Source organism: Rhodococcus sp. NyZ502, from assembly GCF_041464245.1.
GTDB classification, from domain to species: domain Bacteria; phylum Actinomycetota; class Actinomycetes; order Mycobacteriales; family Mycobacteriaceae; genus Rhodococcus_F; species Rhodococcus_F qingshengii.
In genome coordinates this window covers 4,470,082-4,494,661 of sequence record NZ_CP167155.1, presented here as the reverse complement: position 1 = coordinate 4,494,661, position 24,580 = coordinate 4,470,082, and the positions used below count along the sequence as shown (strand labels likewise).

The 24,580-nt window shown below is 59.9% G+C and carries 17 protein-coding genes and 1 tRNA gene; 16 read left to right on the top strand and 2 right to left on the bottom strand.

Features of this window, described 5'->3' with window-relative positions:
- Positions 1 to 40 precede the first annotated feature (40 nt).
- Positions 41 to 111, bottom strand: a tRNA-Gln gene (locus tag ACBG85_RS20515).
- Between the two features lie 154 nt (positions 112 to 265).
- On the opposite strand from ACBG85_RS20515, the gene ACBG85_RS20510 reads away from it, so the two are divergent.
- The 11 genes from ACBG85_RS20510 (at position 266) to ACBG85_RS20460 (ending at position 14,205) form a co-directional block, all read left to right on the top strand.
- Positions 266 to 919, top strand: a complete 654-nt coding sequence (locus tag ACBG85_RS20510) for a TetR/AcrR family transcriptional regulator (RefSeq protein WP_003946303.1) — start codon at positions 266 to 268, stop codon at positions 917 to 919.
- Positions 920 to 1,108: 189 nt separating this feature from the next.
- On the top strand, positions 1,109 to 1,750 hold the full coding sequence (locus ACBG85_RS20505; RefSeq protein WP_003946317.1) for a ScbR family autoregulator-binding transcription factor: 642 nt from the start codon (positions 1,109 to 1,111) through the stop codon (positions 1,748 to 1,750).
- Positions 1,751 to 2,036: 286 nt separating this feature from the next.
- The gene (locus tag ACBG85_RS20500; RefSeq protein ID WP_047270297.1) at positions 2,037 to 2,483 is read left to right on the top strand and encodes a holo-ACP synthase; all 447 of its coding nucleotides are present in this window, start codon (positions 2,037 to 2,039) and stop codon (positions 2,481 to 2,483) included.
- On the top strand, positions 2,476 to 2,718 hold the full coding sequence (locus ACBG85_RS20495) for an acyl carrier protein (protein WP_003946296.1): 243 nt from the start codon (positions 2,476 to 2,478) through the stop codon (positions 2,716 to 2,718). Before ACBG85_RS20500 ends, ACBG85_RS20495 begins: the two co-directional genes overlap by 8 nt.
- Complete coding sequence (locus ACBG85_RS20490; RefSeq protein ID WP_042448906.1) at positions 2,715 to 3,905, top strand: acyl-CoA dehydrogenase family protein; 1,191 nt, start codon at positions 2,715 to 2,717, stop codon at positions 3,903 to 3,905. Before ACBG85_RS20495 ends, ACBG85_RS20490 begins: the two co-directional genes overlap by 4 nt.
- Complete coding sequence (locus tag ACBG85_RS20485; RefSeq protein WP_007728880.1) at positions 3,902 to 4,858, top strand: amino acid--[acyl-carrier-protein] ligase; 957 nt, start codon at positions 3,902 to 3,904, stop codon at positions 4,856 to 4,858. Before ACBG85_RS20490 ends, ACBG85_RS20485 begins: the two co-directional genes overlap by 4 nt.
- On the top strand, positions 4,858 to 5,844 hold the full coding sequence (locus tag ACBG85_RS20480) for a DUF1839 family protein (RefSeq protein WP_003946304.1): 987 nt from the start codon (positions 4,858 to 4,860) through the stop codon (positions 5,842 to 5,844). The genes ACBG85_RS20485 and ACBG85_RS20480 overlap by 1 nt, the downstream gene beginning before the upstream one ends.
- Before the next feature lie 2 nt (positions 5,845 to 5,846).
- Positions 5,847 to 8,429: a glycosyl hydrolase gene (locus tag ACBG85_RS20475; RefSeq protein ID WP_217017640.1), complete on the top strand. Its 2,583-nt coding sequence runs from the start codon at positions 5,847 to 5,849 to the stop codon at positions 8,427 to 8,429.
- A 128-nt stretch (positions 8,430 to 8,557) separates the two neighbouring features.
- On the top strand, positions 8,558 to 12,184 hold the full coding sequence (gene mfd, locus ACBG85_RS20470; RefSeq protein WP_003946285.1) for a transcription-repair coupling factor: 3,627 nt from the start codon (positions 8,558 to 8,560) through the stop codon (positions 12,182 to 12,184).
- Between the two features lie 70 nt (positions 12,185 to 12,254).
- The gene (locus ACBG85_RS20465) at positions 12,255 to 13,142 is read left to right on the top strand and encodes a MazG family protein (protein ID WP_080726611.1); all 888 of its coding nucleotides are present in this window, start codon (positions 12,255 to 12,257) and stop codon (positions 13,140 to 13,142) included.
- A gap of 277 nt (positions 13,143 to 13,419) precedes the next feature.
- Positions 13,420 to 14,205 carry a glycosyltransferase family 2 protein gene (locus tag ACBG85_RS20460; protein WP_064443929.1) on the top strand — a complete coding sequence of 262 codons (786 nt, stop codon included), beginning with the start codon at positions 13,420 to 13,422 and terminating at the stop codon, positions 14,203 to 14,205.
- A 2,215-nt stretch (positions 14,206 to 16,420) separates the two neighbouring features.
- On the opposite strand, the gene ACBG85_RS20455 is transcribed toward ACBG85_RS20460, so the two are convergent.
- On the bottom strand, positions 16,421 to 17,347 hold the full coding sequence (locus ACBG85_RS20455) for an endonuclease/exonuclease/phosphatase family protein (RefSeq protein ID WP_372024586.1): 927 nt from the start codon (positions 17,345 to 17,347) through the stop codon (positions 16,421 to 16,423).
- A 228-nt stretch (positions 17,348 to 17,575) separates the two neighbouring features.
- On the opposite strand from ACBG85_RS20455, the gene ACBG85_RS20450 reads away from it, so the two are divergent.
- From ACBG85_RS20450 to ACBG85_RS20430, 5 genes are read left to right on the top strand one after another with little or no spacing between them, the layout of a single operon-like run.
- The gene (locus ACBG85_RS20450; protein ID WP_042449210.1) at positions 17,576 to 18,529 is read left to right on the top strand and encodes a glycosyltransferase family 2 protein; all 954 of its coding nucleotides are present in this window, start codon (positions 17,576 to 17,578) and stop codon (positions 18,527 to 18,529) included.
- Positions 18,529 to 19,803, top strand: coding sequence for a hypothetical protein (locus ACBG85_RS20445; protein ID WP_064443930.1), 1,275 nt, complete (start codon positions 18,529 to 18,531; stop codon positions 19,801 to 19,803). Before ACBG85_RS20450 ends, ACBG85_RS20445 begins: the two co-directional genes overlap by 1 nt.
- Positions 19,793 to 21,595 (top strand): glycosyltransferase family 2 protein, encoded by a 1,803-nt coding sequence (locus tag ACBG85_RS20440; RefSeq protein WP_372024584.1) that lies wholly within the window; start codon positions 19,793 to 19,795, stop codon positions 21,593 to 21,595. The genes ACBG85_RS20445 and ACBG85_RS20440 overlap by 11 nt, the downstream gene beginning before the upstream one ends.
- Positions 21,592 to 23,367 carry a hypothetical protein gene (locus tag ACBG85_RS20435; RefSeq protein WP_372024581.1) on the top strand — a complete coding sequence of 592 codons (1,776 nt, stop codon included), beginning with the start codon at positions 21,592 to 21,594 and terminating at the stop codon, positions 23,365 to 23,367. The genes ACBG85_RS20440 and ACBG85_RS20435 overlap by 4 nt, the downstream gene beginning before the upstream one ends.
- The gene (locus ACBG85_RS20430) at positions 23,360 to 24,517 is read left to right on the top strand and encodes a glycosyltransferase family 4 protein (protein ID WP_042448895.1); all 1,158 of its coding nucleotides are present in this window, start codon (positions 23,360 to 23,362) and stop codon (positions 24,515 to 24,517) included. Before ACBG85_RS20435 ends, ACBG85_RS20430 begins: the two co-directional genes overlap by 8 nt.
- Positions 24,518 to 24,580: the final 63 nt, after the last annotated feature.

Sequence of the window (24,580 nt, the reverse complement as noted above, 5' to 3'; positions counted from 1 at the left end):
AAGACATACATTCCGCTCGGGAAAGCATGTTGTTCACCAGCTCCGCCGCCAGGACTCGAACCTGAACTATCTGAACCAAAATCAGAGGTGCTGCCATTACACCACGGCGGATTGCCACGCATTGCCGAGCCTTGCGGCCGAACGCGCGAGAGAATAATCGCATGCCGACCCGCCGTAGGTCGAACCGCTCCTCCGATCGGGCCCCTGAAGTCCCGATAGGCTGAGCGTCCACAGCAGTGATTTGTGTGTCGGCGAGAGGAAGACAATGGCGACGGTGTCCGGTTCGGGTGGCGGGGATCCAGTTCCCGAACGAGTGACACGGATCCGGATGACCGGTACCCAACGTCGGCAACAGCTGATCGAGATCGGGCGGGCATTGTTCGCCGAACGGGGATACGAAGCGACCTCGATCGAGGAGATCGCCCAGCGCGCGAACGTGTCCAAGCCTGTCGTGTACGAGCACTTCGGCGGCAAGGAGGGGCTGTACGCCGTCGTAGTGGACCGGGAGATGTCGCGACTCCTCGAGATGATCACGTCTTCGCTCTCACAAAATCGCTCGAGAGTTCGAGTCGAGCGGGTTGCGTTGGCTTTGCTCACCTACGTGGAAGAGCACACCGACGGATTTCGGATACTCGTGCGCGATTCGTCCGTTGTCGCGCCCAGTGGGACATATTCGAGCCTCCTCAACGACGCGATCAGTCAGGTGGGCTACCTGTTGGCGGGGGACTTCTCCAGACGCGGTTTCGACCCCGGACTAGCAACGATGTACGCACAGGCGCTTGTCGGCATGGTGTCCACTACGGCTACTTGGTGGCTCGACGAACGGACTCCGTCGAAGGAAGTTGTCGCCGCTCACCTCGTGAATTTGTGTTGGAATGGGCTGACGAATCTGGAAGCCGATCCACAATTGGAGGGTTAACCAGGCGCGCCTGCCGCGCAGAGATGGATCGCGGTCTAAGCTGTGTTCGCTGTATCACGATCGTTTGATGGGCAAATGTCTCATTTGTTTGCAGGGTGGGTTGAATGCCGAACCGTGCCATCCATTTTGACGCTGTGAACGGGTAAGACCAAGAATTCGTTCGATGTGTGGTGATTGGAGGCCGGATCGATGGTGAGGCAAGAGCGGGCAGAAGCCACCCGTGATTCGGTGCTGCGCGGAGCAGCGGGTGTGTTCTTGCGCCTGGGCTATGCCAATGCCAGCTTGAGCGAGATCATCGCCGAGTCGCAGGTGACCAAAGGCGCCCTGTACTTCCATTTCGGGTCCAAGGAAGAACTCGCGCGGGCCGTGATCGACGAGGGTTCGGCACGTTTCGACGCAAAATGTGAGCTCTGGTTGGACCGTCGAACTCCCGCGCTCGAGTCACTGATCGGTATTTCGTCGGTCATCGTCGACATCGGTGCGCATGACGCCATGGTTAGAGCTACGTTCCGCTTGTTGGTCGAGATCGGGGACTATCGGGGCTCCGGGCCGGCGACTCTGGACGTGTGGCTCGACATTTACCGTGAACTTGCCAGCCGTGCGGCCGACGAAGGTGATCTGCGTTCGGACGCGGATTCTGCTGACATTGCTCGTTTCCTGTTGGAAGTTGCGTCGGGAGTTCGGCTAATGGCAGCCGCGACCGGGACCGTTCGTGAGCTTTCGGACTCTATGAAGGCATCGTGGAACCTGATACTTCCGATCGTGGTCCCGGAATCGAAAGTGGAGTACTTCAGGCAATTCGCGGCCCGTCGCCTTGCCAGTGATCACTGAAATCACTGGCTCTCCGCACTGCTCCTTTGGTCAATTTACTGCAAATGTCCTGGTAGGGACATTGTTCTCTTTGTTCTGCATTCGAAACAAACTAAGAGTATGTTTATAGTGTTGATGGGAATCTGAAAGTCCGATCTTGCCGTCAATCTTCGGATTGCGGTATGTTCTATCGGTAGCTGAAGAATTGCTGAGAATGAAGGTTTGTCAGGGCAGGGTGACGGCGTCGGCGCACCGGGCAGCATAGGGGGCTGCCCGGCGTGTACGACCCCAGATGGGGAGTCAACAGATGGGTGACACTGCGCCGACGCCGATGCTCGACATCGGCCCGCGGATCGGCTGTGACGTAGTGAACGTCGTGGATGTCACTCGAAGTATCGAACTCTTCGGGCGGAGGTATCTCGATCGGACCTTCACCCCGCACGAATTGCAGACGTGCGCCGGGCCGGCGCGGGATCAACGATTGGCTGCACGTTTCGCCGCCAAAGAGGCTGTGGTGAAGGTACTGCGGCCTGGTGACGTTCCCGTTCCGTGGAGTTCCATCGAAATCACTCGGGCCGAGTGGGGTGGCTGTGGGGTGACGCTGTCCGGTAATGCCGCGGAACTCGCGCGGACCCAGGATCTGCACGATTTTCAAGTATCTATCTCGCACGAAGCGGACGTGGCCATCGCAATGGTGATCGCAACACGCTCGGGCGCTCGCATCGAAAAGAAGGACGACATCGCTGATGATTGATCAGGCAATTCGGAAAGTGCTCGTCGAGCACGGTCGGCTGGCAGTCGACGTGAGCACGATCGACGGAGAGGCCGATCTTTACGAGTTGGGTTTGACGTCGCACGCGAGCGTGAATGTCATGTTGGCGCTGGAGGATTCGTTCGACATCGAGTTCCCTGACGAGTTGTTGCGGAAGAGTACTTTCGCAAGCGTCAAGGCGATCGAGGGTGCGTTGACGGAGTTGGGTGCTGCATGAACGCTCCGCAATCGCAGTGCTCCACCGGAACGGCCCTCGAGCGGGCCGCACGGTTGGCCGACGAAGTTGCAGCGGTGTGGGCCGACGAAGTCGATGCAGAAGCAAGGTTTCCGCGTGAAGCTGTCGACGCCATGCGAAGCGAACGGCTGCTGTCCGTAGCTGTGCCGAGGGAACTAGGCGGCGAAGGGCTCTCGCTGCAGGAAGTGTCGCAGATCGCCCGTGTGATCGGAACGCGCTGTGCAGCAAGCGGAATGATTTTCGCGATGCATCAGACGCAGATATACTCGTTGGTCAAGCACGGCAACACCGAAGCACTACGCGAGTTTGTCGAAGAAACGGTCGACAAGCAATTGCTGTTGGCATCGGCAACCACTGAGCTGGGAATCGGTGGTGACGTCAGCCGGAGTTACTGCGCGGTGGAAGACTTGGGCGGTCACCTGCTGTTGATCAAGAACGCGCCTGTCATTTCGTACGGTGAACACTCCGACGCGATAGTCGTGACGGCTCGGCGAACACCGGAGAGTCAGCCGAACGATCAGGTTCTCGTGGTGTGTCGTACCCCAGACCTGACGCTCGAACGCACCACCGAGTGGAACACGCTGGGGCTGAGGGGAACTTGCAGTCTCGGTTACATCCTTCGGGCCACCTCGACGCCGGAGATGGTCGCCGACGTACCGTATTCCGATATCTCCACCCACACGATGCTTCCGGTCTCGCACGTCGTCTGGAGTTCGGTGTGGTTGGGAATTGCCGACGCTGCAGTCGAGAAGGCGCGCAAGTACGTGCGTGCCGCCGCCCGCAAGCAGCCCGGGGTCACTTCCCCCGGAGCGCTGCGGCTCGCCGAAGTTGCCGCTTCGGCACAACAATTCGCCGATCTCGTCGGCGCCTCTGCACGCAGGTACGACCGCGCAGTCCACGCGGAGGAAGGCGTTGCCGATTTCGAGGCGACGGGAGCGGTGGGATTTTCGCTCGCAATGAACAACCTGAAAGTCACAGCGTCGACAGCGGTGGTGGAAATCGTGGGGCAGACAATGTTGATCTGTGGAATCTCGGGATATCGCGAGGACACCGAATTCTCGCTCGGTCGGCACCTTCGTGACGCGCACGGCGCAGCGGTGATGGTGAACAACGATCGAATCATGGCAGGTTCAGCGCACATGGCCATCGGATACCGGGGAACGCTATGACGAACGAGACTGTGACGACCGAGACTGTGACAGGCGAGACCGATCTGGATCGGGCCCGGGCTGCATTTCAACGTGAACTGCTCGTCGAAGGACTTCTCGTCGAGACGGAGGTGCCGGGACTCTACGGGCGTTCCGGCGTGTTCGAGGACATCGTCGACGGTATCGACCGAGTGGTGATTGCAGCGGGGCCAGGCGACGCCGCGACTCGGCTGCGGTTCCCGCCGGTGTTCCCGCGGAGCAGTTTCGAGCGCACCGACTACATCGCTTCGTTTCCCAACCTCACCGGCGCCATCAACACCTTCGCCGGTTCCAATCGCGATCACGCGCGACTGCTGGCCGATCGCGCCGAGGGACAATCGTGGGACCGCCACCTCGAGCCGACCGAGACCATGCTCGTGTCCGCAGCGTGCCATCCTGCCTATGCGCGGTACACCGGAGTTCTGCCCGAAGGCGGCGTGCTGCTGGACATCTACGGTTTTTGCTTCCGGCACGAACCGGCGATCGATCCGGCTCGCATGCAAGCGTTTCGGATGCACGAGTTCGTGACGATCGGTGACGCCGCGGCAGCGCGAGCGCATCGCGAGCATTGGATCGAGCGGGGGCTCGAGGTGCTCGGCCGGCTCGAACTCGACGCTACCCCGGTGATCGCCAATGATCCTTTCTTCGGGCGCGCCGGAAAGATGCTTGCAGCCAACCAGCGTGAAGAGAATCTCAAGACGGAACTGACAGTTCGGCTCTACGGAGATCTCGACGAGGGCACGGCGATCGTGTCCTCGAACAACCATCTCGACCATTTCGGTGTCAACTTCGACATCCGAACGGCGGAGGGGGAGGTGGCACACAGCTCGTGCGTCGGCTTCGGGATGGAGCGAATCGCGTTGTCCTTGTTGCGGACTCATGGTCTTGACGTGGCTGCATGGCCAACCTCCGTTCGTGAACGAATGGGCATCTGATGTCACGGCTGATCGACATTTCACCTGATCGCTACCGGCCCCATTCGTTGCACCAGGACGACCGCGTGTGGGCGCAGACCAACTGCTACACGGATCTGTGGATCGAAGTGTTGCATTCGCTGGGATTGGACCCCGTCCCGGCATTGGCATGTGCCTTCTCATCGCGGTTCGACGGGACTCAGTGGACGTTCCTCAAGCTCAAGGCCGAGGACATCTACGCGCTGTACGGAATCGAAGTCGCCGAGATGAACGTCTGGCGGGCACCGCTGATCCACGTCGAGGACAACCTCGCGGTTGGGATGCTGTCGACGGTTGAAGTGGACGGATACTGGCTTCCCGACACTCTTGGAACGAGTTATCACGAGGGGCACACCAAGACCACGATCGTGCCCAATCGGATCGATCGCGTTGCCGGCGAGCTCGAGTACTTTCACAACAGCGGGTACTACTTGCTGCGAGGCGACGATTTCTCCGGCGTCTTCGATCTCGATCGTTCCTCACTTCCTTCGTTCGTGCCCTACGTCGAACAGATCAGGTTGAATCCGGTTCACGCGACCAACGCCGGAAACATCGCCGAAGTGGCTCGGCGGAATGTAGCGGTTCGAGCGGTGGGTAATCCCGTGCGAGAGCTGGGACGCAAGGTGATCGACGACCTCGAATGGGTGCAGGGGGCGGGTATGGATGCCTTTCACCTCTGGTCCTTCGGGCTACTTCGTCAGTGCGGGGCCAGCGCGGAGCTGGCCGCCGACGCCAGCGAGTTCTTGGACACTGCAGGTTTCTCCGGGACAGGCGAAGCTGCGCCAGATTTCCGCAAAGTGGCATCCGGTGCCAAGAGCGTGCAGTTTCAGATGGCGCGTGCCTCCAGGGGCCGCGCGGTGGACCCGCGTGAGCAACTCGACGAGATGGCCGTGTCGTGGAAGAGGGCGATGGAAATCGTTGCCGACACAGTCGGCGTCGACTCGCATCGACACCTGAGGTTGGTCTGACAGTGCCACGTTCGTCAGCAGACCTGCTGGCCGGCGCGATATGGCGATGCGCTGCAACCGAACCCGGATCCATATCTGACCCGGATGCCCTCGAAGCCGTGACCGAGTGGGTCGCAGCGTCCGTGCCTGGAACAGTCGTCGGTGCGTTACGTGCGGCGCAAACGGACGCCGGACGCACAAAGTCCGTTTCGTCGTCTGTTTCAGAATCATCCGTTTCATCGTCGGACTGGTGGTTCGTGACTACCGTGGCCACGACTGGTGAGGGGTCGTGGCTGCTCCAGTTCGACGGTATGACGGCGTTTGCGGATGTCTGGATCGGCGGTGTCCGTGTCGCGTCCACTGAATCCATGTTCGCACCTGGGGAAGTGAGCATTCCGGCCGGAGTCGGCGCTGGTAAACGTGTCCAGGTGGCTGTTCATTTTCATTCTCTCTCCGCGATTTTGAGATCGAGGCGTCCTCGAGGACGTTGGCGCTCGTCGATGGTCCGTGAGCAGGGCCTTCGGTGGATCCGAACCACGATGCTCGGTATGGCTCCCGTGTTCAGTGGTGTGCCGGTACCGGTGGGTCCGTGGCGGGGTATCCGCTTGTTGGACAAGGGGATTGTCGCCGTAGTCTCTGCTGTCAAGCATGCGAGTGTTGACGGCACAACCGGTCGCGTTGCCGTCAGTGCTCGGCTCACCGGATTGCCGGCCTCGCTGGAGTACGTGACCGTGCGTGTCGGCGAACACTCGCGGCAATTGGCTGTATCCGCCGGACCGGATGGATTTCTCGAGGTGTCCGGCGTCGTCGAAGTGCCGGAAGCGAAGTTGTGGTGGCCGCACACTCATGGCACCCCGCGCACTTATCCGGTGACGATGGAAGCGGTCGGAGTCTCCGAGCATCTCGGTTCAGTTGGCTTCCGGACGGTGGAGGTCGACAGATCCGATGGTGGATTCCGTTTGTATGTCAACGGCATCCGGGTGTACTGCCGTGGTTCGGTGTGGGTGCCGACCGACCCGATCTCGCTTCAAGGCGACGCCGGCACCACTCGCGTCTTGGAACGCCTGGCAGAGGCCGGCCTGAACATGATTCGAATCCCGGGGACGATGGTCTACGAGAGCGACCACTTCTGGGAGGAATGCGCGCGACTGGGCATTCTCGTGTGGCAGGACATGATGTTGGCGACGCTCGATCCGCCCGACACCGACGAATTCTTCGAACTCGTTGCCTCCGAGGTCACCGAGTTCTTGCACAGAGTGCGCGGAAATCCCGCTTTGGCAGTCTTCTGCGGCGGCAGCGAGACCGAACAGCAGCCGACCATGCTGGGCTTGGTCGATCAACACATCCCGCTCATTCATTCGAGACTGCCGGAGTTGATCTCGACGGTGGCACCCGAACTCGAGTACGTGACGTCGTCCCCCTCGGCGCCTCGCGGGGGCGAGCAATTGGCAACGCATGTCGGAAGCGGGGTCGCTCACTACTTCGGGGTGGGTGCCTATCGTCGTCCACTGGCCGACGTGCTCAGCGCGCGAGTACGTTTTGCGACCGAATCATTGGCATTTTCGATTCCACCGTCGAATGCCGTGATCGAGAACGAATTCGGTTCACTCGCCGTCGCGGGGCACCACCCGGCATGGAAAGCCGCGGTGCCTAGGGACAACGGATCGTCGTGGGATTTCGAGGATGTTCGGGACCACTACGTCCACGCGCTTTTCGGCGAAGACGCTCGTGAAGTCCGGTGGTCCGACCCGGAACGCTATCTCGACCTGGGGCGAGCAGCTGTATGTGAGGCGTTCGCATCGACGCTCGGATACTGGCGTCGCCCGGACTCTCGGTGCGACGGCGCCTTGACACTCGCACTGCGAGACCTGGAGCCCGGACCGGGATGGGGGGTCCTCGATTGGAGCGGCAGCCCCAAAGCTCCGTGGTTCGTGCTCCGTAGGAGCGCCAAACCGATTGCGCTCCTCGTCACGGACGACGGTATGGACGGATTGAGGCTCGACGCGATCAACGAGACCGCCGAACCTGTCGTCGGCGAGATCAGGTTTCGAGCGCACAGTCGGTCAGGTGTCGTCCCGGTCGACGTCGCGCTACCGGTCAAGGTGGAAGCGCATTCAAGTCTGACCTGGTCCGTGGACAGCCTTGTCGGACGTTTCACCGACCTCACTCACGTCTTTCGTTTCGGGGCGCGGACATACGACGCCGTCACCGTCACACTCGAAGACGAAGACGGCGAGATGGTGGACGAAGTGGTCCACCTCCTGGGTGGCTCGGCGCGGCCTCGCGAGCGATCGGTCGGACTTGTTGCCACAGCGCGCAACGTCGGTGACGAAGAGTGGGTAGTCGACGTCTCGACGGATGCTTCCGCCCAATACGTTGCCCTCGAACTGCAGGGCTTCGAGCCCGAAGACTCCTGGTTCCACCTCGCGCCGAACGGTCGCAGGACTGTACGACTACGGAGAACCGGTCAGGCGACGAAAGTGATCGGTCGCGTTCGGGCGCTCAACTCGCATGTGAGTGCGGCCGTGGCGCCGCCGATCACTCCGGTCACACAATCCTCGCCGTCCAAGCGGACGTCGAAGAAGACGAGTGCTACGGGAAACTGAACGGATCGGACTGCGCTGCGAGATCGCACACCGATAGAATCGAACCGGCGCACAACTCTGCCTCGGTGGGGATATTGCGCTCGGGCTGTGCGTCCGCAACCCGTCATCACTGTTCAGGAGCGCGTTCGTTGACTTCCTTGTCCTCTGCCCAGACTGCGCTCGCTGGACTCGCCGAGGTCGCCCTCGCAGATGCCGCGTTCACTCCGGTGATCGAATCCATCGGATCGGCCGCCTTGGACATCGTGGCTCCGAAGCCGGCTCGGCCGTTCATCGCCGCTGCACTCGCCGCTCGCACGCCGGTGCTGCTGGTGACAGCCACCGGTCGTGAAGCCGACGATCTGACTTCGGAACTCACCGAGATGCTCGGTGGAGGAGTGGCGCAGTTTCCGTCGTGGGAAACATTGCCGCACGAGCGACTGTCGCCGAGCGCGGATACCGTTGGGCGACGGGTGGAGGTACTGCGCAGACTCGCCAGGCCAGACGACGCCTCGTACGGATCGCCTCTTCGGGTGATCGTCACCACGGTGCGTTCCCTCGTTCAGCCGATGGCGCCAGGCCTGGGCGAGATAGAACCGATCACGTTGCGCGTCGGCACCGAGATCGATTTCGATTCCGTTCTGGTTCGTCTGGTGGAGATGGCGTACAGCCGCGTCGACATGGTGGGAAAGCGTGGTGAGTTCGCGGTCCGTGGTGGCATTCTCGACTTGTTCTCGCCCACGGCGGATCATCCGGTCCGTATCGAATTCTGGGGTGACGAGGTATCCGAGCTTCGGTACTTCTCAGTTGCCGATCAGCGTTCGCTAGCGGACGTCGACGTCGATTCCGTGATCGCGCCGCCGTGTCGTGAACTGATTCTGACAGCTGATGTTCGTGATCGAGCTGCCGCACTCGCTGCTGAGAACCAGGCTGACGCGTCGTTGGTCGAGATGCTGGACAAGATCTCGGCAGGTATCCCCGTCGAGGGGATGGAAGCTCTGCTCCCGGTTCTCAAACCCGGTGAACTGCAGCTACTTTCCGATGTACTTCCTGAAGGGGCGCACATTCTTCTGTGTGATCCGGAAAAGGTGCGCACCCGCGCCACCGACCTGGTGCGCACCGGCCAGGAATTCTTGGAAGCATCGTGGACGGCGGCGTCGATCGGCGGCGCTGCACCGCTCGACACGTCGATCCTCAACGGCGGAGGAGTCGATCTCGGTGCCTCCGCGTACCGGTCGCTTCGTCATGTTCGAGAATCTGCCGAAGCTGCCGGCAGACCCTGGTGGACAGTCAGCCCGCTGGCGTCGGGAAACGGTGAAGAACTCGAACTCCCGGTGCATGCGGCACCGCAGGTGCGCGGTTCCGACGACCTGTTGGCCGAGCTGTTCGTCAGCCTTCGGGCGCACGTGAGCACGGGCGGTCGCGCGGCGATCGTGGTGGCAGGTGCCGGAACCGCAAGCCGCGTCGTGGAGCGACTCGGTGAAGCCGAAGTGCCCGCCAAGATGCTCGATGCCGGCGCTACCCCCGCCCGTGGACAGGTCGCGGTGCTCCGCGGATCACTGCACGACGGACTGGTACTCGCCGGCGACGACTCGACGCCTGGGATGGTGATCGTCACCGAGTCCGATCTGACCGGCAACCGCGTTGCTGCGGTCGGCGACGGAAAGCGCTTGCCGGCCAAGCGCCGCAATCAGGTTGATCCCCTCGCGCTGTCGGCAGGGGACATGGTCGTGCATGATCAGCACGGTATCGGGCGGTTCGTCGAAATGGTCGAACGCACCATCGGTGGGGCGCGTCGTGAATACCTGGTCATCGAATACGCGCCGAGCAAGCGCGGTCATCCGGGCGATCGTCTGTTCGTCCCGATGGAATCGCTCGATCAACTCTCCCGATACGTCGGTGGGGAGTTGCCGGCGCTGAGCAAGCTCGGTGGATCCGACTGGGCAAACACAAAGCGTAAAGCCCGCAAGGCAGTTCGTGAGATCGCGGGCGAGCTGGTTCAGCTCTACGCAGCGCGTCAGGCTGCTCCCGGGCATGCGTTCGGCCCGGACACACCGTGGCAGAAGGAACTCGAAGACGCATTCGCGTTCACCGAGACGATCGACCAGTTGACCGTTATCAGTGAGGTCAAGGCCGACATGGAGAAGCCGGTTCCGATGGACCGGGTGGTCATCGGTGACGTCGGGTACGGCAAGACGGAGATCGCCGTCCGCGCCGCGTTCAAGGCAGTGCAGGACGGCAAGCAAGTGGCGGTGCTGGTGCCGACGACTCTGCTTGCACAGCAACATCTTCAGACCTTCACCGAACGAATGGCGTCGTTCCCGGTGAAGGTGCGAGGGCTGTCCCGGTTCACCGACGCCAAGGACTCGAAGGAAATCATCGCCGGCATGGCGGAAGGTGAGATCGACATCGTCGTCGGTACTCACAGGTTGCTGCAGACCGGTATTCGCTGGAAGGACCTCGGGCTTGTGATCGTCGACGAGGAACAGCGATTCGGAGTCGAGCACAAGGAACACATCAAGGCGTTACGCACCCACGTCGACGTCCTGACGATGTCGGCTACCCCGATTCCTCGTACTCTCGAGATGAGCATGGCCGGGATCCGCGAAATGTCCACGATCCTCACACCGCCGGAAGAACGTCATCCTATCCTCACGTACGTCGGCGCGTATGCGGACAAGCAGGTTGCCGCGGCCATCCGGCGTGAACTTCTGCGCGACGGTCAGGTCTTCTACGTTCACAACCGTGTCAGCTCGATCGACAAGGCAGCCAAGAAGATCCGCGAACTCGTCCCGGAGGCTCGCGTCGTCGTCGCGCACGGTCAGATGAACGAGGACACTCTCGAAAAGACCGTGCAAGGATTCTGGGAACGCGACTTCGACGTGTTGGTCTGTACCACGATCATCGAAACCGGTCTGGACATCTCGAACGCGAACACACTGATCGTCGAACGTGCGGATTCGCTGGGCCTCTCGCAGTTGCATCAGCTTCGCGGACGCGTCGGGCGTAGTCGTGAACGTGGATACGCCTATTTCCTGTACCCGGCCGAAAAGCCTTTGACGGAAACGGCATACGACCGACTGGCAACGATTTCGCAGAATTCGGACCTCGGCGCGGGTATGGCCGTCGCGATGAAGGACCTCGAAATCCGTGGAGCCGGAAACGTTCTGGGCGCAGAGCAGTCCGGCCACGTCGCGGGGGTCGGGTTCGATCTGTACGTCAGGCTGGTCGGTGAGGCGGTCGAAGCCTTCCGGGCTGCAGCCGACGGCAAACCGATCACAATGGACGAGGGCACGAAGGAAGTCCGGATCGACCTACCGGTGGACGCGCACATCCCGCCCGACTACGTCACCAGTGACAGGCTCAGGTTGGAGGGGTACCGCAAGCTCGCTGCGGCAACTGATTCCGACGGCATCGCTGCCGTAGTCGAAGAACTGGTCGATCGCTACGGCCCACTGCCCGAAGAGGTTCGACGGCTGATCTCGGTGGCCAAGCTTCGACTGCTCTGCCGCGAGTATCAACTGGAGGAAGTCGCCGTCACCGGAACTCAGCTCAAGATCTCGCCTATGTCACTGCCCGATTCCAAACAGATCAGGCTCAAGAGGATCTATCCGAGCGCGCAGTACCGGGCAACGACCGGGCTCGTGCAACTCCCGCTGCCTCGCACCGGCGGAGTCGGCTCGGATCGCCTGCGGGACGTCGAATTGCTCCAGTACATCGCGGACTTCATCCTGGCGATTGACGGGCGCGCCGCCGGTGCCGTCCTGGTCGAGGCGTGAGCACACGGTGAACGAGATATCAGATGGCGACCACCTGCCGACTGTGGTCGTGCTCGACCCGTTTCGCCCCATGTCCGTTCCAATTGATGCCTTGACTGCCCTCGCCGGTCCTGTCGAGATTGCCGAAGATGTGCCATCGCAGGTTCGGGACCGATTTGCCGAGTCTGTACCCGGCGCCCGGGTATTGGTGACGACCGACCGCGAGTGTGAGGCGGCGCGCAGCAGGCTCGAGGATGGTGCACGTTTGATTGCCGCTGAACGCGTGAAGGGCGACGGACTTGTCGCAGCGAGTGCGTTGATGGACCGGATGTGGAGTTTTGGCGGCTGGGAGGTTGCTCAGACTCACGAGAGCTTGTCGAACTACCTCCTGGAAGAGACGTATGAGGTGCTCGATGCGATTCTGGCCGGCGACCGCGAGGCGCTGAACGAGGAACTCGGTGACCTTTTGTTGCAGGTGTTGTTTCATGCACGGATAGCGGAGTGCGAGCCAACTGCACCGCCAGTCGACATAGACACGATTGCCGGCGCATTGGTGGCGAAACTCTGCCACCGGAGCCCACACCTGGCCGGCGAACCGTCGGAGTCGGTCGACATTGCGGCGCAGGAGCGAGCATGGGATCAGCGAAAGGCGGAGGAGAAGTCGCGTGCCTCAGAGCTCGACGGCATTGCACAAAGCCAACCCGCAGCGATGCTGGCTGAGCAGTATGTGAAGAGGGCTGTCCGTGGAGGGTTCCCCGAGGACCTGGTACCGGTTGAGTTGCGGGACGCGGTTGCGCGGTCCCTTGACGCCGACGAGGCTCTTCGCCTCGAGGCTCAGCGCTTTGCTGAACACTTTCGTGATGCGGAGTCGATGATTCAGTCGTCGGCGAGAAATTCGGTGAATGTGCAGGGCGAGGAGCCTTCTGCTCGTTCGACCGCACGGTGGGCTGATGCTTGGCGAATTCGGCGGCTCCCGTGATTTGATTGCCGTTCTGTAGCTGAGTGGAAGGTCACCTGAGTTCGAGGCTGCGAAATAAACAAACTCAAGGTATGTTTATCTCCAGACAAGCAGACCGTGCCGCTCTACGTGCAGGGTTGGGGGTACCAACCGTTGGTTCGGTACAGGTCAAGCGAGAGGCGAGCCAGTCTTCGTCGGACGGTGGGGCGTTCGGCGGTTGGCCAACCATTTGCTTGAAGCCAAAGGTTCACCGTTTTTGATATCTGGCGGGGGACGCAACCGGGGAGACAGAGGACCAATGAGCGTGGACACAACTGACCGCATCCAGATATCCGAGCAGGAGCATGCACCGGCTTCACAGCGTCCCTCTGTGACGGTGGTGGTGCCGGCGATGAATGAGGCGAAAAATCTGCCTTACGTTGCAGAACGGATGCCTGACGGAATCGATGAGATCGTTTTCGTCGATGGCCATTCGGTCGATGATTCGGTGGATGTTGCCAAGCGGTTGTGGCCGAAGGCGACGATCGTAACGCAGACGAGACGAGGGAAAGGCAACGCACTCGCATGTGGATTTCGGGCGGCAACGAGTGACATTGTCGTCATGATCGACGCTGACGGTTCGACGGACCCTGCGGAGATTCCTTTGTTCGTCGATGCGCTTGTGCAGGGGGCCGACTTTGCCAAGGGGACACGGTTTGCGCAAGGAGGGGGGAGCGATGACATCACTTTTTCTCGTAAACTTGGAAACAAAGCACTGAATGGAATCGTAAACATCAAGTTCCGTGCGTCTTTCAGCGACCTATGCTACGGCTACAACGCGTTCTGGCGTCGCCACATACCTGTCATGAACCTGCCGGAGACTGGTACCGCGGAGGCGCAATGGGGCGACGGTTTCGAGATCGAAACCTTGATCAATGTTCGGGTAGCCAATGCAGGACTGAAGATATCCGAAGTGCCGAGCTACGAGCGCGACCGTATCTATGGCGAGAGCAATCTCAACGCAGTACGTGACGGATTTCGAGTACTGCGAACCATCCGGAGTGAGCGTCGGGTTCCGCTACGGGAAGCGGCTCGCGCAAAGTAGTCGGTGACTGGCGAAGGCCCTCCCACCTGTCCGGCGGGAGGGCCTTCCTACGTTCAATCCCCGCACGAGACGATCTCGATGTGCCAACATTGTTGGATGTCGACATTTCGCCTCACCGGTTCGAATCTGCAGTGTCGCTGCGGACATGCAAATGACGCCCACCGGCACTTGCGGTCGGGGAGTGATTGTGGCTTATGTGAATGCACTCGATTTCGCCGCAGCAGTGGTCTCCTGAGCCGAATCACTCAAAGCCTCCGGCGGCACTGAGAGTAGTCGTGAACTCGGGATTCCAAACGTCGTCAAGATTGAATTCTTCATTTCCTTGTGAACCGAGGCGCGAATCCTTGGTCCGATCAACGCGTGATCACCCTGCGAAAGCTGTCGAATCTCGATGGTGCCGAACGCTTTCCGTAGGCGTTGGACTCCGCTGCGACCGCGATTCTCGTTAAACCATTCCTCATCGGTTGGTGATACAAGCACTGTCGTTGCGACGCCTGCTTGGACCAACGGCGCGAGAAGCACCTCTGGGACCTGCACGAGACCAATCCGACCCAAGGCGAGCCAGACGCGATACGGCAATCGGTCACGAAGCTTGTCCTTGAACCTGACGGCCCAGTTGTGTGCTCGAAGCGCGAAGGTTCCTCGCGAGCATTCTGCAGGCGCGAGAGACTGGCTTCGCGTGAACTCTAATTGTCGCGTAGTCCACCGAAGGGGGTTGACTAGTATTGCGCGATTTGCTCCGAGTTCTGCGGCAGCGATTGCGGCACTCCACGATCCGGAGCACAAGCCGGCAACTACCAGGTTTTCTGGGCACACGCCAGCGTTTCTGGCCGCCTCTACGCCATCAGCGCGTTGCTCGGGTGTGTAGATGGTGCTGATTTCTCGATCCTGCGCAGCGGTCGTTTCGCCGGTTGAAGTGCGGTCGAAGCGGATAGTCGTGATTCCGTAGCCTGCCAACTCTCTTGCCAACTCAACCCAAAGGCGACTGGGACCGATCCGGTGTTCGGACGCGGTGCCATATAGAACTAGAGTCGGGCCGCCGGGGATGCTCGAGGCCGGCGCTGTGCGGATAGTCAGCATACGGTTCGTGCCGGCGTAGGAGATGTATTCGGTGATCGGGATTTCGAACTGAGAGTTCAACAAGGTCGTGGAATGACGAAGATGTGCGGTGACACTTGTGCGTGGCGAGCGCGTCGAATCGCCAATCCATTGCGCCAGAGAAGACACTGTATGCCAGGGTATTTGGACCGCGAAGTCGGCTGGCTCGATGAAGGGGGCCTGGCCGTCGATGTTCATGTGGTCAGCTGACAGTGATTCTACGAGTTGTCTTACTCGTGCAGTGTCGGCGTGCTCTGGCCGCGACGCAACTAGGACCTTAATTGAAGGGTCGATGGGGAGCGCAGTGAGATTCATACCCGAAAGACGTTGTGCAGCAAGTGGGTGCACCGACATCCCGACGAGCGGGATGAGTGGATCGTCGGCATCGGGGGACGCTGTGAGCCGATTCAATGCCTTCTGCTGCTGAACGAACGTGCGCCCACGGATGACGGGGTCCCAAAGTACCAGCGTCGTCATATCTCGTATCCTCGACGCCGCGGAAGTTGCGACCAACGCGCCTACTCGCAGCCCGACCAGTGTGATCTCGCGAACTCCGCAGGACTGGAGAAACTCAGCAGCCTCCACGACGCTCGACTCCCATATCTGGACAGCGTCTTCTCGGGTCTGTTCACCGGACGAGTCACCTGTGCCTAGATAGTCGAACCGAAGGACTAACATGCCCTGCGCGCAAAGTTTTTGAGCCAGGAGCATCAGGCCGCGATAAGAATCGACATGCTCCTTTCCGATCGGAGGGCACAGCACGACCCCTCCGCGTGCTGTGCCCCCAGCCGGAACGTGCAGTGTGCCGAACAGTGGCGAAGCCTCGTTGCCGAACCAAGTCGTGAACTTTCCGCCATCGGTGGCCACATGCGTTGAGGATGCGCTCTTGTTTATCTCGATGGTGTTCCCAGCAGTGCTCGGTGACGCTCCGAAATGACATGTCGAGCTTGCCGGTTCGACGTGACCGCGCGCTAACCGCATCTGAATCCTTCGACATCCGATTGGACTGAGAGGATGTCCTCAGTCGAGAACGTACTCATCGACAGCTGATCTGCCCCAAAACAATCTACAGGTTTGTTTTGGAAATTGCCAGACAGTTGCGGAAAGTTGACTTTCGTCAGCGCTGAACGAGTGTGCTCACGATTGCGAGGTGGTCGGAGCCAGCGATCTCGACGGTCTCGAACGTCGTCGCCGTCAGTTCGGGCGGGACGAGAATATGGTCGAGAGCGGCGAATGGCGGCCACGACCAGTTCGCGGGAAAGGTGTTCACGTAGAACCGACCAGCCTGCCTCGCGGCATCCTGCGTTCCACCATGCAGTAAACCTCGAAACTGTCTGTGATCGACGGTTGCGTTGAAGTCGCCGGCGATAACGAGTGGGTTGAGATTCGTGTCCAATAGTGCGCGGATTTGTGCGAGTTCATTGATCCAGTTCGTGGAATCCTGATCTTGTATCGGGGCTGTGATGTGTGTCGCCACCAGGTCGTATTTTCCGCCTTTGAATTCGATTGTTCCTGCGACGCAGGCAAACCCGAACCCGTCCATTTGACGGGGTTCGCTGATCGGGAATCGGCTCCACAGTCCGGTTCCTCGTGCGTCATTGTCTGGCCGGATGACGCTGAACGGGAAGATCCCGGGCATTCCTGCAACTTCCAGTGCGGCCGCAAAGGCCGGGGTCAATTCCTGTACCGCGACAGCGTCGACGTTGTGAAGTCTCGCTGCATCGACGACTGCGTCCACGTCGGCCGCACCCTTTGCGACATTGATCGACATGATTCGCATGGCCTCGCCTGTCCGAGGCGGGGTGACGGGCACCGCGACCTGTGTGCCGATTGCAAACATGATCATCGCCAGCCCGATGATCGAGCCGACCCACTCGCGAGTGGCGAGCAATGTCAGCGTTGCAGGCACCATTGCGAGCGGTAGGTATGGCACTGCGATCACCAGTGAAAGCAGTGCGGGGTTGCGTAGCGGCAAGTATCGAAGGACGAGCAGTCCTGCGCCCACGACGAGGGTGGTCCAGCATGCCCATTTCAGAAACGTCACAACCTCGGTTGTACCGCATCGGTGAAATGATCGCTGGGACGTTACTGGGGTACATTGGTCCACGACAGTCGGCGGGGGAACCGTCAAGTAAATAACCAAAGAACAGACCGATAGTCTGTCAATCTGGGCTTTTGTGGCGACTGAGATGTTTTGGTCTGTGTGTCCAGGCGGTGGTCCGGACGCGAGCGGGACGGGAAATCGGCCGGCACAATGATTGGAGACGTGACCATGGTCACACGACATGGCCTCAATTCGAATAGCGGTGCGGTAAGCGTCGTCATGGCTTGTTATTCGATGGAGCGGTTGCGGGGGATAGTTGCTGCTGTTCATTCGATTGCAGCGCAGACCTTGCAGCCTGCCGAGATCATCGTTGCGGTCGACCACAATCGCTCGCTCGCGCACACCTTGCGCCGCGAAATGCCGGGCATCTGTGTGATCTCCTACGAGGACGGGCCTCGAGGTGCGTCTGGCGCTCGCAACGCTGGAGTTGCTGTCGTGTCGACGCCCTACACTGCCTTCATCGATGACGACGAGATTGCTGACAGCAGCTGGTTGTCGGAGCTGATCAAACCGTTCGCGGACGAGCGGGTCGTCGGGACGGGCGGACGGTACAGGGCAGTATGGCGATCACCCAAGCCTGATTGGTTTCCGGACGAATTCGGGTGGGTCGTCGGAGAATCGTTTCACGGAATGCCGATCGAGACCTCCCGTGTTCGCAACGTCTGGAGTGGCAGCATGGCCGTTCGTACAGCGGCTTTCCGCGCGGTCGGAGGATTTCGAGTCGGGTTCGGCAAGAGCGGCGAGCGATCGCAACCCGAGGATACCGACCTGTGTATCCGAATGGCGGAACTTGGCAACGACTTTCATTGGATGTACGTGCCGACATCGGTGATCGATCACGATATTCCTTTGGAACGCAGCACGTTTCGCTTCTTCCTGGCCCGCTGCTATTCCGAGGGGAAGGGAAAGATCGAACTGCGAGACGACCGGAACGGCTCGGAGGAACTCGACGATGAGCGTGACTACGTGCGCAGTGTTCTCACCAGCGGGCTTCGGCGATACGTCTTGGGGGGTCGGGTGTCCCTGTCTAGGGCAGGGGCCGTAGTTGCCGGAATCGTTTCGGCGGGTATGGGCGCCCTGTCCGCTATCGTGTGCAGGCGTCGGCACTTTGTAGGCCCGTGATGACGAACAAGGGACCGCGAATCTACGCGGATGCAGCGTCGATGGCGTCGTCCCAGGTCATCAATGCCGCACTAGGCATGGGATTTTGGGCAGTCGCGGCTGTAGTTTTACCGCCGGCACAGCTGGGCGTCATGACAGCGCTGCTTGCGCTCGTTACCGCTCCGGCAATGGTAATCGGTACCGGAGTCGGCGATGTCTTCAATTCGATGATGCCCGCAGCAGGTGCAAGCCTCGGCGCCGTGCACCGGCGAGGTCTGCGGGTGTTCTACATGTTGTCGGTTCCTGTGGGCGTCATTGCAGCAGTCGCGGCGGTTTGGTTCATTCCGGAAGTGAGGGGCTCGATTCCGGTTGCCTGCCTAGTGTTTGTGGGTGTTGTCGTCTGGGGCATGTTCATTCTGCAGAACAGCACTTTGACCAGTTTGGACGAGTCCCGGAAGCTGCCCTTGATCAACGGGATCGTCAGCGCTGGTCGCATTGGTGTTCTTCTCGCGTTGGTGTGGTTAGCGAATTGGCAACCGGTGGTCATGTCGACGGTCGTGGTAGGCGGAGCGTCGGTTGTGTTCATGCGGTTGATGATCGGCCGTATCGTCGAACGGCGATCGGCTACCTCGCCCCCTGGCCTGTGGACTGAAGGCAACGCGTCGGCTGAGGTCGTGAGAATGTGCAGGCAAGCTGTCCCGACCCAAGCCATGGGTGTCGGGGTGATCCTTCTGATGCCATTTCTCGTCACCGCCTATTCCGGTCCAGTTCAGGGCGCAGTTTTCTCTCTTTCGATGAGCATCGCACAGACTCTCGAATTCGTCGGCTCTGCCATGGGGACTTCCCTCGTGGTTCACGCCTCGAAGAACCCGAAAGATGGTTCCAAGATGGCGTTGGTTTTGTTTGTGAGGGTTTCTGTTCTGGTCGCGGTGGGCGGGGTATTGGTCTCGCTGGGTGCACCGATTATCTTCGGAATACTCGATCCCGAGTATCTGGATTTGGATGCCGAACTTGTCGTGATCATCCTTGCGATCGGGTCGTTGATGAGAACGATGTTCGTGGTGTGGTCTGCGTTGCAGCGAGCGAGGCGCGAGATCGGACCATTGGTGGTCATCAACGGTCTGTTCGCCGGACTTCTCATGGTGGTCTTGCCTTTCGCGTGCTTTCTCTGGGGAGCTGTGGGTGCTGCGGTTGCTGTCGGTGTGGCCCAGACGGCGGCTAGCATCGCCGCAGTCTTCGGGATAGCTCGGCGTCGAGATGCAATAAGAAGGCGGGTGTTTCAGTATGAGGTTTGAAGAAGATGTCAGAAATCAGGACGCCGGTGAGCCAGCCGCACAGGGCCTTCGGCGTGATGGACTCACGAATCTCGATCCGGTGATGACGCCGACGGCCGGAATCGAATTGTGGGCAGGGGCCATTTGGATAGGTCAGGTGGACGAGTGGGAGCTACTTGCATCGAGTGTCATCGAATTGACCGGGGGAACAGCGTACGGACGTGCTCGCCTGCTGGTCGCCCGACTCAACGGATCATTTGCCTTTGTCGAGGTTCAAGTCGCGAACGGAATGATCAGATCGAAGGAAGTACTGGCCTACTTGCCGGAATCCGAGCCTGTAACCACTTCACCGGCTCCCGAAGTGCCTGTCACATTGATCATTTGCACGATGAATCGACCGGACATGCTCCGTGAAGTTTTGACTTCACTCGCCGATCTCGACTACCGAAACTACGACGTGCTTGTCGTGGACAACGATCCTTCGTCCGGGTTGACACCGCCGATAGTGGACGCTTTTGCCGGAGTTCGGATCGTTGATGCGCCGGAACGTGGCCTGTCCAAGGCACGAAACATAGGCCTAGTTGCGGCCACTGAAGAGTTCGTGGCATTTACGGATGACGATGTCGTGATTGACAAGAACTGGCTCCGTGAGTTGGTCGGCGGATTCGCAGTCGCGGAGGACGTCCACATCGTCACAGGTCTCGTGCCGACAGGTGAGGTATCGACTCCTGCTCAAGCCTTTTTCGATCGTCGCGTGAGTTGGTCGAAGAATCTTGTGCGAACGACGTACCGCTTGTCAGCTCCGCCTGAGAACGACGCTCTGTTCCCTTTCCGTGTGGGCGATTTCGGGACGGGTGCCAATTTCGCGGTAAGACGATCCGTGATGCTCGAACTCGGCGGATTCGACGAGGGGCTAGGGGTGGGATCGCCATCAGGCGGCGGTGAAGATATCGACATGTTCGTCAGGGTCATTCTCGACGGGGGTGCGCTGGTCTACGCGCCTGCTGCGCGAGTCTGGCACCGCCATCGCATCGATTCAGCGGGATTGAGTAAACAGATGGCCGACTACGGCCTCGGCTTGGGAGCCTGGTTGACGAAACTCGCTATGGATCCGCGAATAGCGATGATGTTGGCGACGCGTATGGTCAAGGGACTTTCGCACTTCGGGAGCGTCTCCCAACCTGAAGAAGGTCAGATTCGACTTACACCCGATCTTGACAAATTGCCTTGGATCGAGCGGCGCGCATTGTTGCGAGGCCCCGCAGCGTTGGTGCGCTCGCGTTTGGGGGGATTGCGGGGGCGACCACTTCTCCCGAAGGGAACGCGCCCGGTGCGCAGTTCGATAGCCGTCGAATTTCCCGGCGCTAGGTCGATTCGTCGGGCGACTGCGATGGTTGACGCGCGGTGGCCGACCGACGAGCACAGACTGGCAATTCTGGGATTGGTCGGTGGAGTTTGTGGTCTGGTCGGCGCCGGCCTGGGCGCGATCGGCGCTCTCACCGGTGTAGCCGTGATCGTTTTTGTCGCGGTCGGCCCGGGTGCGGCAATTATGTCGTACATGCCTGATCAACCTGGCTACGTACGGGTCGCAGCTGTTCCGGCCCTGGGGATCTCGATCGTCGTGCTGATGACATTCCTGATGACCACAATCGAGGAGTACTATCCCTTTTCGCAGCTCGTGATTCCCAGTCTCGCTACCATCGGAGCATCTCTAGTTCGACTTCTCACCCTCGATAATCGCCCGGAAGTTTCCGGTCGCGAAAACCTCAAGCGACGTATCGGGGCTGTCCTGTCGGGGTTCCGGCGGTCATGACGAGATTGAAGGAGCGTAACGAGCTGTCGTCGACGAAGTCATATGATGCTCGGACTGACCGGCTGACGATTGCTGTCGTATCCGACAGAAAGAGGCGCGATTGGATTTCGTGGGGGATTCTCGTTGCAGCACTGGTGAGTTGGTGGATCGCTGCCCCTTCGCTGTCGACTGCACAGGCGTCGGATTTCGGCCTGCTGTTCGCGGCGTCACCGTTCTTCGCCGGTGCAATCACTTTGTCGGTGATCGGCTTCGCAGTCGCAATGTCACGAAGGAACGACCGTGCAGCGTTCGGCGCGGTGGTGACTGTTGCGCTCGTGCAGAGGACCGCGACACTCATGGCGTCCGATGTGCCGCTGTATACCTGGACGTACAAGCATCTTGGGGTCACGGATCTGATCCAGCGAAGCCATTTCCTGGCACGAGGTGTCGATGTGTACAACGGGTGGCCTGGCCTCTTCACGGCAACGGCTTGGTTCTCTCGCGTTACCGGCGTGCCGGACATAACCGTTGCGAACTGGTTCGCGATCGCTGCGCATCTCCTCATGGTGATTCTGTTCTACTGCATGGCGAGGGCGTGGAGGCTGGATGTCCCGACCGCTATTTCCGCCACGTTTCTCTTCGAGGTGCTCAATTGGGTGGCGCAGGATTACTTCGCCCCTCAATCGCTGGCTCTGATCCTAGTTCTTGCGTTCTTAACCCTGGTTGGATCCTCGCGAGACCGACCTAACCTTGTCGTCGTCATGATCGTGGTCTTCTGCGCGATAGTAGTCACTCACCAACTCACTCCGTATTGGATGGGATTGATCCTGTTGGCGCTCATGATCTTTCGAATGCTTCGGCCGTGGTGGTTGACATTCGTGTTCGCTGCAATAGCCATTGGTTTCCTCATCTACAACTGGGACAGTGCAGGTGACTTTGCGAAATTCTCTTTCGACGTGACGTCGAACGCGAAGTCCAACCTCGCCGGAGCGAATCTCACGCCGACTGCAGGACAGGCATTTGCAAGTAAGACGATGCGTTTCTTGACTGTCGGACTGTTGGTTTCTTCCGCGGTCACGGCAATTATCATGTGGTGCAAGAAGATGCCGGTACTTGCTCTCGCGATTGTCGCGTTTTCTCCCCTCGCCATTCTGGCCGGGCAAGGCTATGGTGGTGAAGCGATCTTTCGTGTCTATCTTTACTGTTTGGTGGGTTGTTCCCTGCTGCTTGCATTTCCGGTCACTGCGATGCTCCGCGCGTGCCGAGCCTCAAGGATGAAGCTAATAGCGACGGGCATCCTGCTCATCGGTGTCACGCTGTCTTCATCAGAAGCGTATTTTGGTGCGTGGTTCGCCTACTTGACGAAACCTGCAGTAGTCAAGGGCGCTTCCGAGGTGTTGGAGTCGGCGGATCCCTATGGTGTACTGAGGGTTCCGTCCCCGGCGTGGCCTGATCGGCCAACTCAGGCTTATCTGCGGTTGGCCGGCCTGGATCCGAAGTTCGATGTGCAACCGGAGGCCGCGACTCTTTTCTACGGTGCAGACTTTGCGACTGACGAAGAGTACGCGAAGTTCAATGAATACTTCGTCGCTGACCACCGGACAACGTACTTCGCGATTTCCGATCAAATGGTTTTCTACAATTGGTACTTCGGGCTCTCCCCACGGGACGCATTGCCGAATCTGGAGGCACGAATGCGGTTGGACCCGATGTGGAAAGTCTTCCTCGAAGGTAGTGGATTCGTAGTCTTCGAGCGAGTGGCCGTTAAGGATGAAAGTGGTAACGATGGCTGATCGCAGGCTGCGAATTCTTGCGTCGACGCTGACTCGCGATGTCACGGGTATCGAGCACAGTGTTATTCGGTTGCTCCCACGTCTCGGTGAGCAAGGTGTGAACGTTGTCATGGCCGCGCCCTCTGGTGGTGAGCTCGAACAGACGTGGAACGAGATGGGACTCGAATTCATACCGATGCCAGACGGGGCGCGTGTCGGTCTGCGTGATTCCTCTGGCGCTTCTCAGACTCCGGCGAAGTTGTTGTCGCAGATCCCGCGGTCTGCGACGTGGGTTTCAAAGCTTTTGGTACATGCTCGGCGTGCTGATGTCGTCCACTCGAATTCGCTCTTGTCACATCTGGATTGCGTTGCGGCTGGCAGGTTGGCGCGAACACCTGTTGTGCTCGAGATTCACGACATACTCGACCCGGGGCGAGGTCGGAGTCTGCTGAGTTCGGCCGTTCGTGGGGCCTCAGCCGCGATCGCAGTGAGTAATGCTGCACGGCAGCAGCTTTCGAAGGCGGCTCAGGGAAAGACGACAGTAGTTCCTCAGGGCGTCGATTCGGCGGTCTTTGCGCCAGGACCAGCTACGGTGCGAGCTGAGCTCACCGATGCCCCCGATTCTGCATTGGTCGCAGTCATTGGACGGGTCGACCCTGTCAAAGGAATCGACACCTTGATCGAGGCAGTATCCCAGATCCGTTCCCGCGGCAAGGACTTACATCTGGTCATCGTTGGCAGGTCGAGCCCGGGGAACGAGCGCTATGGCGAGAATCTTCGCCGAAAAGCTGCGGAATTGGCTCCTGGTGCTGTCAGATTTGTCGGACAACGGAACGATGTTGCGGCCATTTTGCGGTCGGTTGACATCCTGTGTGTTCCCTCCGTGCGAGAACCCTTCGGGCTCATAGCGATCGAAGCGATGTCAGTTGGTACTCCGGTGGTGGCCAGTCGGACCGACGGTTTCCTCGATTACGTCGTCGATGGTGAAAACGGACTGCTGTCCGTACCGGGTGATTCCGCAGACGTGGCCGGGAGAATTCTGTCCCTTCTGGATGACAGGCAGCTTCGCGCTCGGTTGGTGACCGGTGCACGCAGGTCGGTATTGGAGGACCACGCGGTCTCAGCGCGAGCTGATCGACTGATTGACGTCTATCGAAGGGTTGCGAAATGAGTGGGAGTACGCGTGTCGTGGTGCGGGCTGGGATGATTCTCTCGGTGGCCTCACTACTATTGG

Coding starts and splice junctions, on each gene's coding strand:
- ACBG85_RS20510 (WP_003946303.1), top strand. CDS start 266: ATGGCGACGGTGTCCGGTTCGGGTGGCGGGGATCCAGTTCCCGAACGA.
- ACBG85_RS20505 (WP_003946317.1), top strand. CDS start 1,109: ATGGTGAGGCAAGAGCGGGCAGAAGCCACCCGTGATTCGGTGCTGCGC.
- ACBG85_RS20500 (WP_047270297.1), top strand. CDS start 2,037: ATGGGTGACACTGCGCCGACGCCGATGCTCGACATCGGCCCGCGGATC.
- ACBG85_RS20495 (WP_003946296.1), top strand. CDS start 2,476: ATGATTGATCAGGCAATTCGGAAAGTGCTCGTCGAGCACGGTCGGCTG.
- ACBG85_RS20490 (WP_042448906.1), top strand. CDS start 2,715: ATGAACGCTCCGCAATCGCAGTGCTCCACCGGAACGGCCCTCGAGCGG.
- ACBG85_RS20485 (WP_007728880.1), top strand. CDS start 3,902: ATGACGAACGAGACTGTGACGACCGAGACTGTGACAGGCGAGACCGAT.
- ACBG85_RS20480 (WP_003946304.1), top strand. CDS start 4,858: ATGTCACGGCTGATCGACATTTCACCTGATCGCTACCGGCCCCATTCG.
- ACBG85_RS20465 (WP_080726611.1), top strand. CDS start 12,255: ATGTCCGTTCCAATTGATGCCTTGACTGCCCTCGCCGGTCCTGTCGAG.
- ACBG85_RS20460 (WP_064443929.1), top strand. CDS start 13,420: ATGAGCGTGGACACAACTGACCGCATCCAGATATCCGAGCAGGAGCAT.
- ACBG85_RS20450 (WP_042449210.1), top strand. CDS start 17,576: ATGGTCACACGACATGGCCTCAATTCGAATAGCGGTGCGGTAAGCGTC.
- ACBG85_RS20445 (WP_064443930.1), top strand. CDS start 18,529: ATGACGAACAAGGGACCGCGAATCTACGCGGATGCAGCGTCGATGGCG.
- ACBG85_RS20440 (WP_372024584.1), top strand. CDS start 19,793: ATGAGGTTTGAAGAAGATGTCAGAAATCAGGACGCCGGTGAGCCAGCC.
- ACBG85_RS20435 (WP_372024581.1), top strand. CDS start 21,592: ATGACGAGATTGAAGGAGCGTAACGAGCTGTCGTCGACGAAGTCATAT.
- ACBG85_RS20430 (WP_042448895.1), top strand. CDS start 23,360: ATGGCTGATCGCAGGCTGCGAATTCTTGCGTCGACGCTGACTCGCGAT.